At 55.1% G+C, this 14634-nt stretch carries 17 protein-coding genes; 13 read left to right on the top strand and 4 right to left on the bottom strand.

Features of this window, described 5'->3' with window-relative positions; translation table 11 throughout:
* Nucleotide 1: 1 nt before the first annotated feature.
* Entirely contained in the window at nt 2-799 is a 798-nt protein-coding gene (locus PanJK_RS08765; protein WP_265298964.1) for a FliM/FliN family flagellar motor switch protein, read from the bottom strand.
* 574 nt (nt 800-1373) lie between these two features.
* Between PanJK_RS08765 and PanJK_RS08770 the strand changes: the two genes are divergently transcribed.
* The 9 genes from PanJK_RS08770 to PanJK_RS08810 all read left to right on the top strand — a co-directional run bounded on the left by PanJK_RS08770 (nt 1374) and on the right by PanJK_RS08810 (nt 10198).
* Entirely contained in the window at nt 1374-2369 is a 996-nt protein-coding gene (locus tag PanJK_RS08770; RefSeq protein ID WP_265298966.1) for a sigma-54 interaction domain-containing protein, read from the top strand.
* A gap of 17 nt (nt 2370-2386) precedes the next feature.
* Nucleotides 2387-2728 carry a flagellar hook-basal body complex protein FliE gene (locus tag PanJK_RS08775; RefSeq protein ID WP_265298968.1) on the top strand — a complete coding sequence of 114 codons (342 nt, stop codon included), beginning with the start codon at nt 2387-2389 and terminating at the stop codon, nt 2726-2728.
* A 13-nt stretch (nt 2729-2741) separates the two neighbouring features.
* Entirely contained in the window at nt 2742-4346 is a 1605-nt protein-coding gene (gene fliF, locus PanJK_RS08780) for a flagellar basal-body MS-ring/collar protein FliF (RefSeq protein ID WP_265298970.1), read from the top strand.
* Nucleotides 4324-5364, top strand: coding sequence for a flagellar motor switch protein FliG (locus PanJK_RS08785; RefSeq protein WP_265298972.1), 1041 nt, complete (start codon nt 4324-4326; stop codon nt 5362-5364). The genes fliF and PanJK_RS08785 overlap by 23 nt, the downstream gene beginning before the upstream one ends.
* A 3-nt stretch (nt 5365-5367) precedes the next feature.
* The gene (gene fliH, locus PanJK_RS08790; protein WP_265298974.1) at nt 5368-6036 is read left to right on the top strand and encodes a flagellar assembly protein FliH; all 669 of its coding nucleotides are present in this window, start codon (nt 5368-5370) and stop codon (nt 6034-6036) included.
* Between the two features lie 127 nt (nt 6037-6163).
* Entirely contained in the window at nt 6164-7477 is a 1314-nt protein-coding gene (gene fliI / locus PanJK_RS08795; protein ID WP_265298976.1) for a flagellar protein export ATPase FliI, read from the top strand.
* A gap of 8 nt (nt 7478-7485) precedes the next feature.
* Nucleotides 7486-7929: a flagellar export protein FliJ gene (fliJ, locus tag PanJK_RS08800; protein WP_265298978.1), complete on the top strand. Its 444-nt coding sequence runs from the start codon at nt 7486-7488 to the stop codon at nt 7927-7929.
* On the top strand, nt 7926-9296 hold the full coding sequence (locus PanJK_RS08805; RefSeq protein WP_265298980.1) for a glycosyltransferase family 2 protein: 1371 nt from the start codon (nt 7926-7928) through the stop codon (nt 9294-9296). The genes fliJ and PanJK_RS08805 overlap by 4 nt, the downstream gene beginning before the upstream one ends.
* Nucleotides 9296-10198, top strand: a complete 903-nt coding sequence (locus PanJK_RS08810; protein ID WP_265298982.1) for a hypothetical protein — start codon at nt 9296-9298, stop codon at nt 10196-10198. The genes PanJK_RS08805 and PanJK_RS08810 overlap by 1 nt, the downstream gene beginning before the upstream one ends.
* A gap of 114 nt (nt 10199-10312) precedes the next feature.
* On the opposite strand, the gene PanJK_RS08815 is transcribed toward PanJK_RS08810, so the two are convergent.
* The 3 genes from PanJK_RS08815 to flgA form a co-directional block, all read right to left on the bottom strand.
* Nucleotides 10313-10744: a flagellar protein FlgN gene (locus PanJK_RS08815; RefSeq protein ID WP_265298984.1), complete on the bottom strand. Its 432-nt coding sequence runs from the start codon at nt 10742-10744 to the stop codon at nt 10313-10315.
* Entirely contained in the window at nt 10741-11025 is a 285-nt protein-coding gene (gene flgM / locus PanJK_RS08820; RefSeq protein WP_265298986.1) for a flagellar biosynthesis anti-sigma factor FlgM, read from the bottom strand. The genes PanJK_RS08815 and flgM overlap by 4 nt, the downstream gene beginning before the upstream one ends.
* A gap of 67 nt (nt 11026-11092) precedes the next feature.
* Nucleotides 11093-11857, bottom strand: a complete 765-nt coding sequence (flgA, locus tag PanJK_RS08825) for a flagellar basal body P-ring formation chaperone FlgA (RefSeq protein WP_265298988.1) — start codon at nt 11855-11857, stop codon at nt 11093-11095.
* Between the two features lie 84 nt (nt 11858-11941).
* On the opposite strand from flgA, the gene PanJK_RS08830 reads away from it, so the two are divergent.
* The 4 genes from PanJK_RS08830 to flgE are packed head-to-tail and all read left to right on the top strand — an operon-like array spanning nt 11942 to nt 14632.
* Nucleotides 11942-12292 (top strand): flagellar basal body protein, encoded by a 351-nt coding sequence (locus PanJK_RS08830; protein WP_265298990.1) that lies wholly within the window; start codon nt 11942-11944, stop codon nt 12290-12292.
* Between the two features lie 2 nt (nt 12293-12294).
* Nucleotides 12295-12720, top strand: a complete 426-nt coding sequence (gene flgC, locus PanJK_RS08835) for a flagellar basal body rod protein FlgC (protein ID WP_265298992.1) — start codon at nt 12295-12297, stop codon at nt 12718-12720.
* Nucleotides 12721-12722: 2 nt separating this feature from the next.
* Complete coding sequence (locus tag PanJK_RS08840; protein ID WP_265298995.1) at nt 12723-13433, top strand: flagellar hook capping FlgD N-terminal domain-containing protein; 711 nt, start codon at nt 12723-12725, stop codon at nt 13431-13433.
* Between the two features lie 11 nt (nt 13434-13444).
* Nucleotides 13445-14632 carry a flagellar hook protein FlgE gene (gene flgE, locus PanJK_RS08845; protein WP_265298997.1) on the top strand — a complete coding sequence of 396 codons (1188 nt, stop codon included), beginning with the start codon at nt 13445-13447 and terminating at the stop codon, nt 14630-14632.
* Nucleotides 14633-14634: the final 2 nt, after the last annotated feature.

Genomic DNA, 14634 nt, shown 5'->3' on the forward strand with positions numbered 1-14634 from the left:
GTTATTCACTCGTACGGTCACTGAATTCGGAGAAAAAGAGTTTGCCGCGCTCTTCGCAGATAACGGCGCTAAACAGCGGTTGATCGCCCACTAACAGTGGAATGCGGTCATTCATGGCAAAAGGCAGTACATCGTTCGGCTTCAGACGCGCCAGATCCGCCACGGTCATCGGCAGCGTGGCTAAACGTCCGCGCAGGCGCACCGGCAGCTGCTTAAAGCTGTGCGGGCTGGTCGGCACCGGCGTATTGCGGTTGGCCTCCGCAGGCTGGCGCAGTGTGCTGAGCAAACGGTCAACGTGCGCGGCATCCAGCAGTAGTGAGAAAGTGCCGTTGCTATAACCGTCGAGGAAGAAATCCACCCGATAAGACCACTGCGTTAATAACGATGCCGGATCCGGTTTAATGGTCAAGGCTTCGGTAAATAACTCATCACCGCAAATTAAATGCACCAGCTCACTCGCCAGCTTTATTTGCAAACGCTCTTCCGTTTTGGTTACCGGGAAATGTTCTGCCGTTAACTCGTGCTGGTCGTCACGTGATAAACCGTAATAGTCATGCAAGATATTCAGTAATAAAGCGCGATCTAGGCGAAACGCCAGATTACCCAATTCACTGCTGAAAATAGTGGCCTGCTTAACTGCGCAATCCATCTGAAATTGCATATCGCGCAAACTGACATCAACACGAAACTTCTTTAGAAAATAGATACCCAACTTGGCGTCTAAGCGATCGCTATTATCTTTAAATACTTTCGGTACCTTGTGATAAGGGCGACCGAGTTTATTGACTTCCAGTTTCATCAGCTCAGGCTGATTCTCTGGGGTATAAATTCTCATCCGATTGGATTTGGTGCGCATCTTCATGCTTCCGTCTGTCAGGGTTAACCTGTCTTTAATAGAATGAATGCGATCCCGCTGGCGATTCCCGCTTATCAGTCATCTCTTAAATCATAAGAGTTTGCTGATATAGGAATCTTCTAATCTTTTTAAGCGAGATGTTTTCTCTGGTGCAAATTAAAACGTTTATATGTGATTAAAACAAGATGGGAAAACTTATTAATTTATTAATTGAAAACGCCAATTAAGATTAATTTAACATGGTAAATCACTGATAAATATAGATTAATGTTTTAATATTGCGAAGATGCTAGCCAGGAATAGTCCGATAAGTATACTCAGCGCACAACACAGGCGGAACCAGCGATTCGACATCTTTACCGGGCTTGAGATAAGCCGATTCTTAATAACGAATAGTCTGGCTTTCACCTTGGGAAAACGTATGAAATGCCATACGTAATAAAGGCAGCTCTTCTTATATAGATGCGCCTCTTACTTGGTGTTCAGGAAATTTTTCATTATGAATATGGCTGACTCAATGCAAAAGAATAATGATGATCGTTTTATCGCTCAGGCTTCATCGAGTGTGAATCTGTTTGCACTGGCGCAACGTGTAGCAAAATTCAATGTGCCGGTATTAATTACCGGTGAAACGGGCACCGGTAAAGAGTGTGTGGCGAAGTATATTCATCAACATGCCTTTCCCGCTTCGGCGCCTTATGTCGGTGTTAACTGTGCGGCGATTCCCGAGAATATGCTGGAAGCAATTTTATTTGGTTATGAAAAGGGCGCATTTACCGGCGCAGTCAGTAGCCAGCCAGGTAAGTTTGAATTAGCTAATGGTGGCACATTATTACTCGATGAAATCGGTGATATGCCGTTAGCGTTGCAGGTCAAATTGCTGCGCGTATTGCAGGAGCAGGAAGTTGAGCGCCTCGGCAGCCATAAAAAGATTCCGCTCGATATCCGTTTAATTGCCTCGACGAATAAAGATTTGGAAGTGGAAATCGCCGAAGGGCGTTTCCGTCAGGACCTGTTCTATCGCCTGTCGGTGGTGCCAATGCACATCACGCCGCTGCGTGAACGTACCGCAGACATTCTGCCTTTGGCAGAACGCTTTATCGAAAAATATCAGGCTTTCGTTAAGCACAAACCGCGCATCACCGAATGTGGCCGCCAGGCACTGGAAAGCTACAGCTGGCCGGGCAACGTGCGTGAGCTGGAAAACATCATGCAGCGCGGCCTGATCATGTGCGCCGATGGCGATCTGCATGAAGGCTGTTTCAACCTGAAAGTCAGCACCACCTTATTACCGGAAGTGATGGTGCAGCAGCTTGGCGACGCCGCCAACGCCGACGAATGCCAGATTAAGAGTCACGGTCGCCGTGCCGAATCGCAGTACATCCTTGATTTGCTGAAACGCCATCAGGGCAATAAATCTAAAACCGCCGAGTTTCTTGGCATCACTCCACGCGCGCTGCGCTATCGACTGGCTTCCATGCGCGAGCAGGGCTTTGACCTCGGCTGCGCCTGATAAAAGAGAACTACGCAATGTTAGACAAACTTCCCGCTATCGGCGTGCAGGGCAACATGATGGCCGAGATGCAACGTATGCAGTTGCAGGCACAAACCAGCCCAATTGCGCCAGCCGGCCAACTGGCTTCCCTTAGCACCCCAAATTTTACGGATGTGCTGAAGGGCGCCGTCGGCAGCGTTGACCGCCAGCAGCATGTGGCCTCGCAGAAGCAAACGGCCATTGATATGGGCCTGAGCGATGATTTGAGTGGCGCCATGATTGAAAGTCAGAAAGCCAGTGTGGCGTTCTCGGCGCTGATGCAGGTGCGAAACAAGCTGCAACAGGGCTTCGATGAAGTCATCAATAGCCCACTGTAAACGGAGTTGAGACGTGCTGGATAAATTACAGGCGCTGTTGCCTGCGAATCTGCAGGCGATAGTGAAAAAATGGCTGCTGCCGGCGGCGATTGCGGCGGTGATCACCGCCGTGATCGTGGCGCTGCTGTGGCAGAGCAATAACAAGTGGACCACGCTGTTCGGCACGCAGGAGAACCTGCCGATGTCCGAGGTGGTGGCCACGCTAAGCGGTGAAGGGCTGAATTATCGCGTCGCACCCGACAGCGGCATGGTGCTGGTACGCGAAGGTGATTTACCTAAAGCACGCATGGCGATGGCCGCCAAAGGCATCCGCGCAGCCACGCCTGACGGCTACGAGCTAATGGATAAAGAAGAGATGCTCGGCAGCAGCCAGTTCGTACAGAACGTGCGTCTGCGCCGCAGTATGGAAGGCGAACTGGCGCAGAGCATCATGGCGCTGGACAGCGTCGCGTTTGCGCGCGTGCATCTGGGAATCTCGGAAACCAGTTCATTTGTCCTTTCCAATAAACCCAACAGTACCGCTTCGGTGGTGTTGCGCCTGAAATATGGTCGCCAACTCACCGACGAGCAGGTTGGCGCGGTGGTAAGTCTGGTGGCGAATAGCGTGCCGGGCATGAAGGCCGAACAGGTCAGCGTGGTCGATCAACAAGGCGCGCTGCTGTCGGCGAATATCGCTGATCAGCTGAATGGTCGTACCGGCCTGCGCAACAGCGGTGAGATGGTGCAGCAGATGCGTGAGCAGGTGGAGCGCAACATCGCCAACCTGCTGGTGCCGGTGCTGGGCCATGAAAACTTCCGCGTGAGCGTGGTGCCGCGTGTTGACTTCAGCCAGGTCGAAGAGACCCAGGAACGCTTCCTGAATGAACCGCGCGTGGCGAGTGAGCAGCTGGCGCAGGACAACACCACCGAGCAGTTGGCGGTGGGTATTCCGGGTTCGCTCAGCAACCGCCCGGCCAATGCGCCCGCGCAGAACAACGCGCAGCCACAGATGTCCTCACGCAATCAGGCACAGCGCCAGTTCAACTGGGATCGCGATGTCCGCCATATCAAACATCAGGGCTATCAGGTGCAGAAACTGACCGTGGCCGTGGTGCTGAATCAAAACGCAGCGGTGGTACAGGGTTGGACAGCGGATAACCAAACGCAAATCAACGCCTTGCTGACCAAAGCAGCCGGTATCGATAGCACGCGTGGCGATGAGTTATCTCTGGCATTGCTGGCCTTTAATCAGCCGGAAGTGCAACCCGAAGAGGCGTTGCCGTGGTGGGAACGTGATAGCACGCTGCTGTGGGCGGAGCGCGGCGGCATCGGCCTGCTGGCACTGCTGGTGATTCTGTTTGGTCTGCTGCCGATGATGCGCCGTGTGGCGCGCCAGCCGGCCGTCAACGCGCTGGCTGAAGCCAGTCCTGTGCTGCCAGCAACGGTGGCGGAAGCGGAAGAAGATACGCCGGTATTGCCGGGCAACAGCTTCAACGGCGACGACAACTTACCGCCGCAGAGCTCTGGCCTCGAAACCAAAATCAATCATCTCCAAAACCTGGCGCAGAGCGAAACCGATCGCGTCGCCGAAGTGTTGAAACAATGGATCAGCAGCAATGAGCGAAGCAACAGAAAGTAAAAATAGCAAAAGCAGCGACCAGGCCGCCAAGGTGCGTTCGCGTCTGGAGCAGGCCGCCATCGTGCTGCTGAGCATCGGCGAAGAGGCTGCGGCGCAGGTGATGAGCAAGATGAGTCGTGAAGAAGTGCTGCGCCTGTCAGAAACCATGGCGCGTCTGCACGGCGTCAAGCTGACGCATGCACGCCTGGCGATGAACAACTTTTTCCAGGAATACCGCGAACAGAGCGGTATCAACGGCGCGTCTCGCAGCTATCTGCGCAACATCCTTGAACGCGCGCTGGGCGGGGAAATCGCCCGCAGCGTGATCAACGGCATTTACGGTGATGAGATTCGTCATCGTATGGCGCGCCTGCAATGGGTCGATACGCCGCAACTGGCGGCGATGATCGCTCAGGAACATCTGCAGTTGCAGGCGGTATTTCTCGCCTTCCTGCCGCCGGATGTCGCCGCCGGCGTGCTGGCGCAGCTCGACGAGTCGCGTCAGGACGAAATCCTCTATCGCGTGGCGCGTCTTGATGACATCAACCGCGATGTCGTGGATGAGCTGGATCGCCTGATCGATCGCGGCGTGGCGGTGTTGTCCGAACACGGTTCGAAAGTGCAGGGCATGCGTCAGGCCGCCAACATCGTTAACCGCATCAGCGGCAATCAGCAGGCGCTGCTGGCGCAGCTGGAGATGCGTGATGAAGCGGTGGTGGATGAGCTGAAAAGCGAAATGTACGAATTCTTTATCCTCAGCCGTCAGAACAGCGCGGTGCTGGGACGTCTGCTGGAAGAGGTGCCAATGGATCAATGGGCGGTTGCACTGAAAGGCACCGAGCCGATGCTGAGCCAGGCGATTTACGACGCCATGCCGCGCCGTCAGGTGCAGTTGTTGCAGAACACCACTTCGCGCCTCGGTCCTGTGCCGATCAGCCGTATCGAGCAGGTGCGCAAAGAGATCATGACGCGCGTGCGTGAACTGGCGGAAAGCGGCGAGATCCAGATTCAGCTGTTTAGCGAACAAACGGTGGAGTAAGCGATGACCAGCAAACAGATGCGTTTGCATCAGTTTCCCCCGCTGCGCAAAGCCTGGCAGCGCGGAAACGAATCCGACGTGCCTGCTGATGCGGCGACGCGGCAACAGCAGCTGATGGACGGTTTCCAACAGGGCATCAGCGAGGGTTTTGCTCAGGGTTTAGAGCAGGGCAGCAGTCAGGGGTATGAGGAAGGCGTGGCGCGCGGGCGGGCTGAAGGTAAGCAGCAGGGCTTCGACGCGGGCAAGCAACAGGCGCTGGAGCACTTTTTAGCAGCGGGCGAGCCGCTGGATGCGTTGAGCGTTAAGTTGCAGCAGCAGCTGGATGAACATGAAGAGCGTCGTAAAAGCGAATTGTTAGCGCTGGTCGAGAAAGTCACGCGCCAGGTGATTCGCGTTGAGCTGGCGTTGCAGCCTTCGCAGCTGCTGGCATTGGTGGATGAAGCGCTGACCAGCTTGCCGGAGCGACCGAAGCAGCTGCGGGTGTTGATGAATGCGGAAGAGTTCAGCCGCATCAAAGAGCTGGAGCCGAAGAAGGTGAAAAGCTGGGGCTTAACCGCCGACAGCGAAATGGAGCCCGGCGAGTGCCGCATTGTCACCGATGCCAGTGAGATGGATATCGGCTGCAATCAGCGCTTGAGCCAGTGCATGAGCGTGCTGCAGGAGAATTTGTAAGTGCACTGCGGCTGGATGCCCTCACCCTAACCCTCTCCCACAGGAGAGGGGACTAAATACTCCCTCTCCCGCTTGCGGGAGAGGGCTGGGGTGAGGGACAAGCCGCACAAAACGAACAGGAACCATCATGACGCAATCCTTCAATAACCTACTGCAATCGCTGGAAAACATCCCGCTGGCGCGCGTCGCCGGACGGCTGGTGCGCGTCAACGGCATTCTGCTGGAGAGCGTCGGTTGCCGTTTAGCGGTGGGCCAGCGCTGCAACGTCGAGCAGGCCGACGGCACGCTGCTGGCCGCGCAGGTGGTGGGATTCGATCGTGATGTCACCTGGCTGATGCCGTTCAAAAGCCCGGAAGGCTTGATCGCCGGCGCCCGCGTTTTTCCGCAGGAAAAACAGAGCGACATTCTGATTGGTAAAAGCTGGCTCGGACGCGTGGTGAACGGCCTCGGCGAACCGATCGACGGCAAAGGCAAGCTCGGTGGCAACGACGTGCTGCCCTCACAACCAACACAAATACATCCGCTGACGCGTAAAGCGGTGGCGGAACCGCTGGATGTGGGCGTCAACGCCATCAACGGTTTGCTGACCATCGGCAAAGGCCAGCGCGTCGGCTTAATGGCCGGTTCAGGCGTGGGTAAAAGCGTGTTACTTGGCATGATCACCCGCAGCACCAATGCGCAAGTGGTGATCGTGGGGTTGATTGGCGAACGTGGCCGCGAAGTCAAAGAGTTTATCGATCACTCGCTCGGCCCGGCGGGCATGGCGAAGTCGGTGGTGGTGGCCGCACCGGCAGACGAATCGCCGTTGATGCGCATGAAAGCCACCGAGCTGTGCCACACGTTAGCGGCGTGGTATCGCGATGCCGGTTATGACGTGCTGTTGCTGGTGGATTCACTGACGCGTTACGCCATGGCGCAGCGCGAGATCGCACTGTCACTTGGCGAGCCGCCCGCCACCAAAGGCTATCCGCCTTCGGCGTTTGGCATCATCCCTAAGCTGGTGGAGAGCGCGGGTAACAGCGCCTCGAACGGCAGCATGACCGCGATTTATACCGTGCTGGCAGAAGGTGACGATCAGCAGGATCCGATCGTCGACTGCGCGCGCGCGGTGCTGGATGGCCACATTGTGTTAACGCGTGCGCTGGCCGAAGCGGGTCACTATCCGGCGATCGATATCGGGCAGAGCATCAGCCGCTGCATGAGCCAAATCACCGACAAAGATCACCAGCTCGCGGCGCGTACGCTCAAGCAACTTTATGCCGATTACATGGCGATCAAACCGCTGCTGCCGCTGGGCGGCTACGTGGCGGGCGTTGATGCGCAGGCCGATCGTGCGGTGCGCTTGCAACCGGCTATCAACAGTTTCCTGTGTCAGACGGTGGATAGACCCGCCGCGCTGGCGCAATCCATTAATGACCTGCTGGCCCTGAGCCAGGCATAAGGCAAGGCATGATCAGAAAACAAAAAATGATCGCCACCCTGACGCAGCTACGCGAGATGCGCGAGCGCAAAGTGAACGATCTCAGCAGCCAGCTGGCACAGCAAAAGCAGCTGGTTCAGCGTTATCAAAATAATATCTCGGCGCTGAATCGCCTGGGCGGCGGAACGGGCACGGAAGTGACGGATGCCACGCAGCTCAGCAATCTGGCGCGCTACAAAGCCAATATTCAGCGCGTGATCGCCTGGCAAACCCAGGCTTCGGCACTGGCGGAGAAAGAGCAGGATGAAATGCAATCTGCGTTAATCAGCCATGCGTGTCAGGAGAAAACCGTGTCGCTGGTGCTGGAGCAGCAGCAGCAGGCGCTGGCCAAGGCGCGCCAACAGCAGCAGCAGAAACTCACTGATGCACAGGCGATGCAATGTTGGCTGCGCAATCGGGGGAAACTCGCATGAGCAACATGCTCTTTACCCAACTGATGAACAAACGCCAGCCGCTAAAACAAGGCGAGCTGCCGTTTATTAGCGTGGTGACGCCAACGTGGAATCGCCGCGAGTTTTTGCCGTATCTGCTCTACATGTTTCAGTATCAGGATTATCCGGCCGATCGCCGCGAACTGGTGATTCTCGACGATTCGCCGGAGAGCAATGCCGAGCTGATCGCCTCGCTGACACGCTACTCGCCGCATCCGGAACTGATCCGCTATTACCATCAAAGCGAACGCATGACGATTGGCGCCAAGCGCAATCGGGTGAATGAACTGGCGCGCGGTGAATACATTGTCTGCATGGACGACGATGACTTTTATCGTGCCGATAAGCTCAGTTACACCATTAACGAAATGCGCCGTCACAATGCGTTGTTTGCCGCTTGTAACGTGATCCCCATTTGGTACAGCCATGTTAATCGCATCTTTATGACCAATGACAACGGGGCGCGCAACGTGCTGAACGGCACTTTTGCTTATCATCGCAACTTCCTGAAAAAACATCGTTATGACGATCGCGCCACGCTAGCCGAAGAGGAAGGTTTCACCAATTACTTCACCACGCCGGTACTGTTGCTCGATCCATGGCGCTCGATTCTTTGTGTGTCGCACAGCAGCAATACCTTCGACAAAGACTTTGTGCTTGGCAGCTGTGAAGCGCAGCGCGTCACGCTGGATGAAGCGGTACCTGACTCCTTTGTGCGCAAGTTTTATCAGCGCCTGCATCAGGCTCCGTTATCACAACAGCCAAACTGGGCCTTTTTCCATCGCGTGGTGCTGGTGGGGGATAACGCTGCCTTCCGTCAGACGCTGTTAGATGGCGGGTTATCAGCGACGCAAGTGGAGCAGATTAGCCTGGTGGAGAACGATCCCCGCTTGACCCATCTAGCCGTAACGCAACGTGCTCAGCGCGAAAACTGGCCGAACTATTTGCTGTTAGACACGCGGCTGGATTGGGTACGCCAGCAGCGCAGTATTGATGCACTCAATAATCTGCTGCGCGCGTTGAATCACATCAGCTGGGACGGTTTTCATCTGGCCGCCGAACTTGAGGCGGGGATAAAGCTGAGTCAACTGACGGGTGTGGTTAGTCCGCTGGTGCAAGCCCTGCCGCATCTGGCTTGCTGCGTCAATCAGCAGGGCTATGCACCCTTAATCGAACGTTTACAGGATCAGCTGACTGAAGCTGGTTATCTCAATACTGCGGACCTGCGCTGGTTTGCCCTTTACCCCAGCATGTTCTTCCGCAGTGAAGATGACGATGGGCAGGCATGTACGGCGCGCTTTTTCCGCAAATTAGGTGTCGTGCCGCAAGCCGGCGCACAGGAGCAATGATGAATACCGCAAACAGTTATACCCCTGAATATGTCACGCGCCTGCAGGCGCAACCCTGGCAATGTCGCTGTTCTGGCTGCAACGGCGAAAAACCGCTGCTGCAACTGCGCTGGCGTGAAGAGCAGCGTGCCAGCGCCGATCTGCGTTGTGATGGCGCGGCCTCGGCGATTTTGTTTGATGCCGATGCATTCGCCTTGCAGCATACGCTGGCCGCTGCATCCGATGCGCCGGCGCTCTGCTCGCGCTTGCAAATGCTCAACCAGCAGACCATTTTCCTGCTGGGCAACGAGGAAGCGCCGCTGGCCGAGAAGCTTTACGCTACGGGCGTGCTGCTGAGCAAATGTCAGCAACTGCAGGAAACCACCGAGATTCAGCAGGTGGGTGAAGAGCTGCTGATGTTGATGAACAGCGGATTGCTGGCGGAAGCCTTTGCTGCCTTGCCGCCGATTGATGCCTATCCGTTAGCCGCACTCCGTCAGCTGGCCCAGGTTGAGCTGGATGCCAGTCTCGATCCGCTTACCGGCATGACGCTGGTAATGAAACTGAATGAATTAGCCATGTTGAGTGATGCGCAGCTGTTACCGCTGCTGGCGGAACTGCGTGAAGATGCGCAGGTGCAAACCTTTATGCAGCAGCATGCCGATGTATGGCGTAACTACTTGCTGTGGCAAGCCTATCACGGCGTGTTCCCCGGCACCTCTGATGCCCAGTGGGAAAATGCGTTTCTGCAGTTGTGCCAACGGGTGTTTGGCATGCAGGTGATTATTGGTCTGCTGCTGACTGAACAGTGCGAACTGGATGATGTCACGCTGGCCGCGCTGTTTGCCTCCTGGGAGCGCCAGGCACAGCCTGCACTGAGAGAGGAAAACGCACTGTTGATTGGTTTGTCACTGCTGAAGTAAAGGCGCATCTATCCTTGGTAGGGTCGCCATTCATGGCGACCGGTTCACTTTATTTGCCCCAATAAACAGAAAAAGTCGCCAATTTGGCGACTTTTTTATGCAGCAAGCGGGACTTTAACGTTGATACAGGAAGTTTTGCTGTCCTTGTCCGGTCAATGAACTCAGCGTTTCCTGTTGCATCGACAGCAACAAACCGTTGCGCTCGTTCATCTGCTGGCAAGCCAGTGCGCTCAGTTCCAGCGTGCGCCACCAGCTTTCCGCTTGCTGTGCCAGCGCGGCAGGCAAATACGGCATGAGCTGACTGATGCCGCGGCTGTCGGAAGCCAGTTTCAACGCCTGCAACGTTTCGCTGCGGCGCTGCGCTGATCCGTGCAGCTGCTGATAAATGGCCAGCAACTTCTCGTTTACAGACTGCAGGTTTAGGGCATCACAGGCGATCATCGCCTCACGTTGCTGCTGCAATAGTGTCGTCAGCGCATCGTAGTGCTGCGTGTCCTGCTTGATATCACGCAGCAGCGTTTTTACGCGATCCGCGGTACTGTTCATGAGCGATAAAAGTCCATCATGGCCTGCGCCAGCTTATCGGTATCAACCTGCAAACGACCTGATTTTAACGCGTCCTGCATGGCGCTAACGAAGGTTGCGTCCACTTCTGGCATTTCACGCAGCTGCTGCTGTGCAGCCTGCATTGGGCCTTGCTCGGTCTTGTCGCTGCGCACTGCGGCGCGCTCATTTTTAGTCGCAACAGGTGCATCGTTCAGCGATGTGGTAACAGATTTGGCAACTGGCGCAATGCCAGTTTCATTACGGGTGATTTTCATGGTCATATGTCTCGGGTCGATTACGGCATACCTCAGCACAACGACACTGCCTGGCGGAAACTTAAATTCCGGTTCAGGGATTGCCCGGCGCCACTAACATTCGCACCACGCCGCGATCGTCCACGCGCGCACTCACCACACGTTGGCTTTGCAGATTGCGCACTTTAATGATGTCGCCTTTACGGCCTTTCTTCAGTGCTTCGCCCATCATCTTTGCCTGCACGCCATCCTGCTCGGCAATCATCACAATCTGCTGACCGCGCTCGATCAAAACCGGCTGATCGAGATGGGCCGGGGCGATCGCCTGCAATTCACGCACGCGCTTCTTCAGCGTAAAGCCGATCGCTTCGTCAGGATTGGTCATAAAGCCATCACGCAGGCCAACAATGTTGCGCTTCTTCATTTCCACGTCGCTGGCTGCCAGCTGTTTGCCGCGCTCCAGCATATTTTTCGCCACCAGAATCGGCAGATAAACATCCGGTTTCACCGTGACGGCAATTTCCCAGCCGTTGGCGCCATCGCAGCGAATGTCATAGCGCAGGCGCGCCAGATCCCTGCGATCGCCCGCCGGTAATGCCGAGGTCAGTGGACGCGAGCAGCGCTGAAAGCGGCTCACTTCGGTAGGAATAAAGACGTTGAGTTTGCTGCTGAAATCTTTCCAGCCTTTCTGTTTGGCAATGCGCTGGATGTCGGACGTCGCGTTGGCGACGGCCTGATTATAGACCTGCTTACGTGCGGTTTGTGCTTCAGGCGCGGCAAAAAGCTGTGTCGAAATAATCAGCAGGCTGAGCGGAATCAGGCGGAAAAGTGACTTCCCGTTAAAACGCAATGTGTTCATAAAAATCTCACCAAATCAATGATTTAAAAGTTGGCACGCTCTTTGCTATACAGCGTGTGAATCGCAACTGATGAGGAACACCACATGGGGATAAGTTTTGACAAAGCGCTGGGGGTACATCCCGCCGCCTTACAGCTTCGACTTTCGCGAGCAGAGCTGTTAACGGCCAACCTGGCAAATGTGGATACCCCGAATTACCAGGCTAAAGATATTGATTTTGCGGCAGAGATGCAACGTTCAATGCTGAAAAGTTCGTTCACTTCTTCGCCAGAAATTCAGTATCGCGTGCCGTATCAACCATCGTCCGATGGCAACACCGTGGCGCTGGACGTTGAGCAGGCCGAGTTCTCGAAAAACTCGCTGGATTACCAAACCAGCCTGCAATTTCTCAGCAGCAAATTTATCGGCCTGAAGCAGGCTATTGAAGGGAAATAATTTTGTCTTTCAACGATATCTATCGCGTTTCGGGTTCAGCAATGACGGCACAAACCGTTCGTCTGAACACCATCGCCAGTAACCTGGCGAACGCGGAATCACCGGCAGCAAGCGAAGCTGCAACTTATAAGGCGCGACGTCCGGTGTTTGCCGCCCTCTATCAGAACAGCAAGCTGACAGATGCGCCTGCTTTGGCGGGAGCACGCGTGCAGGTACTGGATGTAGTGGAAACCGGCAACGCTGTGCGTCGTTACGAGCCGGGCAATCCGCTGGCGAACGCGCAGGGTCATGTCTTCTATCCCGATATCAATACGGTAGAAGAGATGGCCGACATGATGTCCGCTTCGCGCAATTTCGAAACCAATGTGGAAGTGCTGAACAGTGTGAAAAGCATGCAGCAAAGCCTGCTACGTCTGGGAGAAGCGTAAGTATGAGCGTGAATAACGTCAACAATAGCGGCACGGGCGTAGAGACCTATGGCCAGACTCCGCAGAGCAACGGCGGCACCAGCAGCATGTTCCTGACATTGCTGGTGGCGCAGATCCAGAACCAGGATCCTACCAATCCCACCGACAGTTCTGAATACATCAATCAGCTGTCGATGATGTCGCAGATGGAGTCGATGCAGACGCTGACTGACACCATGACCGGCGTTTACTACATGGCTGAAAGCATGCAAGCGCTCGGTATGGCCAACCTGGTCGGCCAGCACGTGCTTGCCAGCAGCGACAAAATCAAGGTTGAGGGCAACGAGGTTGCAGGGCGCATCAATCTGCAACATCCAGCGGAAACCGTCACGCTGCACATCAAAGACAGCGCGGGTAAAGAGTACAAGCTGGATTTGGGTAAGCAGCCACAAGGCGATGTCAATTTCACTATCGATCCCGCAGCGCTTGGCTTGGCCGATGGTGAATACACCCTGAGCGTAGTCACCGACGTGGGTGAAGCAAACATCCCGATTGAGATAGCCGGCACCGTTAACAGCGTGCGCTTCGATCCGCAAACCGGTGCACCGATGATCAACATTCCCGGACTGGGCGAAGTGGCCTACAACACCATTCGTCAGTTTGGTAGCAGTAAAAATCCGGCGCCCGCGCCGCTTCCTTCTCCTGACGTGAATGCATCACGTCGCTTTTCCTAAGGGTTTTTTCCATGAGCTTTAATATTGCAACCTCTGGCCTGAATGCGGTCACGAAACAGCTTGGCGCTATCAGTAACAACATCGCCAACGGTAGTACTACCGGTTACAAATCAATGCGTGCCGAGTTCTCATCACTTTATGCCGGTGGTCAGGCAATGGGTGTGGGCGTGAACAGCATCTCGCAAAGCATTACCCAAAACGGCGGCATTTCCGGTTCCGGTCGTGTACTCGATTTGGCTATCTCTGGTAACGGCTTCTTTATGACCAAAGATACTAGCGGCAATGTGAGCTACACCCGCGCAGGTGAGATGCAGATGGACAGCCAGGGTTTTATCACCGCTAAAGGTAAACGCCTACAAGGTTATCCGGTTGATGCCAACGGTCAATTACAGACCGGCGTAATTGGTGATCTCAGAATTTCAGCGGGCAGCATCCCAGCGAAAGCCACCGACAGCATGGGCTTCACCGGCAACCTGAATGCCAACGCCAAAGAGCCAGAAGTCACGCCATTCGATCCTAAAGAAGGCAAAAGCTACAACAACACCTACACCAGCAAAGTGTACGACTCGCTGGGCCGTGAACACACCATCGAGCAGTACTTCGTGAAGACGGCGGAAAACGAATGGGAAGTTCACTACTTCGTTGATGGCAATGCCGCTACGCCGGCTTCACAGCCGCTGGAATTTAGCGCCAATGGCGTCATCACTTCACCAACGGGTGCCGTCAACATTAACGCGGCGATTCCAGGAGCTGATGCACTGAACATCGCACTGGATTATGCCGGTACCAGCCAGTATGGCTCTGAATTCAACGTCTCGAAAAATAGCCCGAACGGCTATTCCGCCGGCGAGAAAAACGGTGAGCAGATCGACGACGACGGCAAAATTTACGCGACTTACAGCAACGGTGAACGCCTGCTGCAGGGCCAGCTGGTTCTGGCTAACTTCACTAGTCCGAATGGCCTCAACTCAGAAGATGGCACCGCATGGTCAACCACCAACCTCTCTGGTCAGGCGATTCTGGGCGTACCAAAAAGCGGCCTTAACGGCAGCATCCTCTCCGCCAGACTGGAAGGTTCAAACGTCGAAATGACCGAACAGTTGGTAGGCTTGATGAGCGCGCAGCGTAACTATCAGGCGAACACCAAAGTCATCTCGACCAATGATTCGATGATGAACGCGCTGTTCCAGGCGCTGTAATT

This window comes from Pantoea sp. JK (genome assembly GCF_026130245.1).
GTDB classification, from domain to species: domain Bacteria; phylum Pseudomonadota; class Gammaproteobacteria; order Enterobacterales; family Enterobacteriaceae; genus Pantoea; species Pantoea trifolii.

What these genes read in the sequence shown, in the direction of transcription:
- PanJK_RS08840 (WP_265298995.1), top strand. Translation starts at nt 12,723, where the DNA reads ATGAGCGTGAATAACGTCAACAATAGCGGCACGGGCGTAGAGACCTAT.
- flgA (WP_265298988.1), bottom strand. Translation starts at nt 11,857, where the DNA reads ATGAACACATTGCGTTTTAACGGGAAGTCACTTTTCCGCCTGATTCCG.
- PanJK_RS08810 (WP_265298982.1), top strand. Translation starts at nt 9,296, where the DNA reads ATGAATACCGCAAACAGTTATACCCCTGAATATGTCACGCGCCTGCAG.
- PanJK_RS08785 (WP_265298972.1), top strand. Translation starts at nt 4,324, where the DNA reads ATGAGCGAAGCAACAGAAAGTAAAAATAGCAAAAGCAGCGACCAGGCC.
- PanJK_RS08775 (WP_265298968.1), top strand. Translation starts at nt 2,387, where the DNA reads ATGTTAGACAAACTTCCCGCTATCGGCGTGCAGGGCAACATGATGGCC.
- flgM (WP_265298986.1), bottom strand. Translation starts at nt 11,025, where the DNA reads ATGACCATGAAAATCACCCGTAATGAAACTGGCATTGCGCCAGTTGCC.
- PanJK_RS08815 (WP_265298984.1), bottom strand. Translation starts at nt 10,744, where the DNA reads ATGAACAGTACCGCGGATCGCGTAAAAACGCTGCTGCGTGATATCAAG.
- PanJK_RS08770 (WP_265298966.1), top strand. Translation starts at nt 1,374, where the DNA reads ATGCAAAAGAATAATGATGATCGTTTTATCGCTCAGGCTTCATCGAGT.
- PanJK_RS08765 (WP_265298964.1), bottom strand. Translation starts at nt 799, where the DNA reads ATGAAACTGGAAGTCAATAAACTCGGTCGCCCTTATCACAAGGTACCG.
- flgE (WP_265298997.1), top strand. Translation starts at nt 13,445, where the DNA reads ATGAGCTTTAATATTGCAACCTCTGGCCTGAATGCGGTCACGAAACAG.
- PanJK_RS08830 (WP_265298990.1), top strand. Translation starts at nt 11,942, where the DNA reads ATGGGGATAAGTTTTGACAAAGCGCTGGGGGTACATCCCGCCGCCTTA.
- PanJK_RS08805 (WP_265298980.1), top strand. Translation starts at nt 7,926, where the DNA reads ATGAGCAACATGCTCTTTACCCAACTGATGAACAAACGCCAGCCGCTA.
- fliI (WP_265298976.1), top strand. Translation starts at nt 6,164, where the DNA reads ATGACGCAATCCTTCAATAACCTACTGCAATCGCTGGAAAACATCCCG.
- fliH (WP_265298974.1), top strand. Translation starts at nt 5,368, where the DNA reads ATGACCAGCAAACAGATGCGTTTGCATCAGTTTCCCCCGCTGCGCAAA.
- fliJ (WP_265298978.1), top strand. Translation starts at nt 7,486, where the DNA reads ATGATCAGAAAACAAAAAATGATCGCCACCCTGACGCAGCTACGCGAG.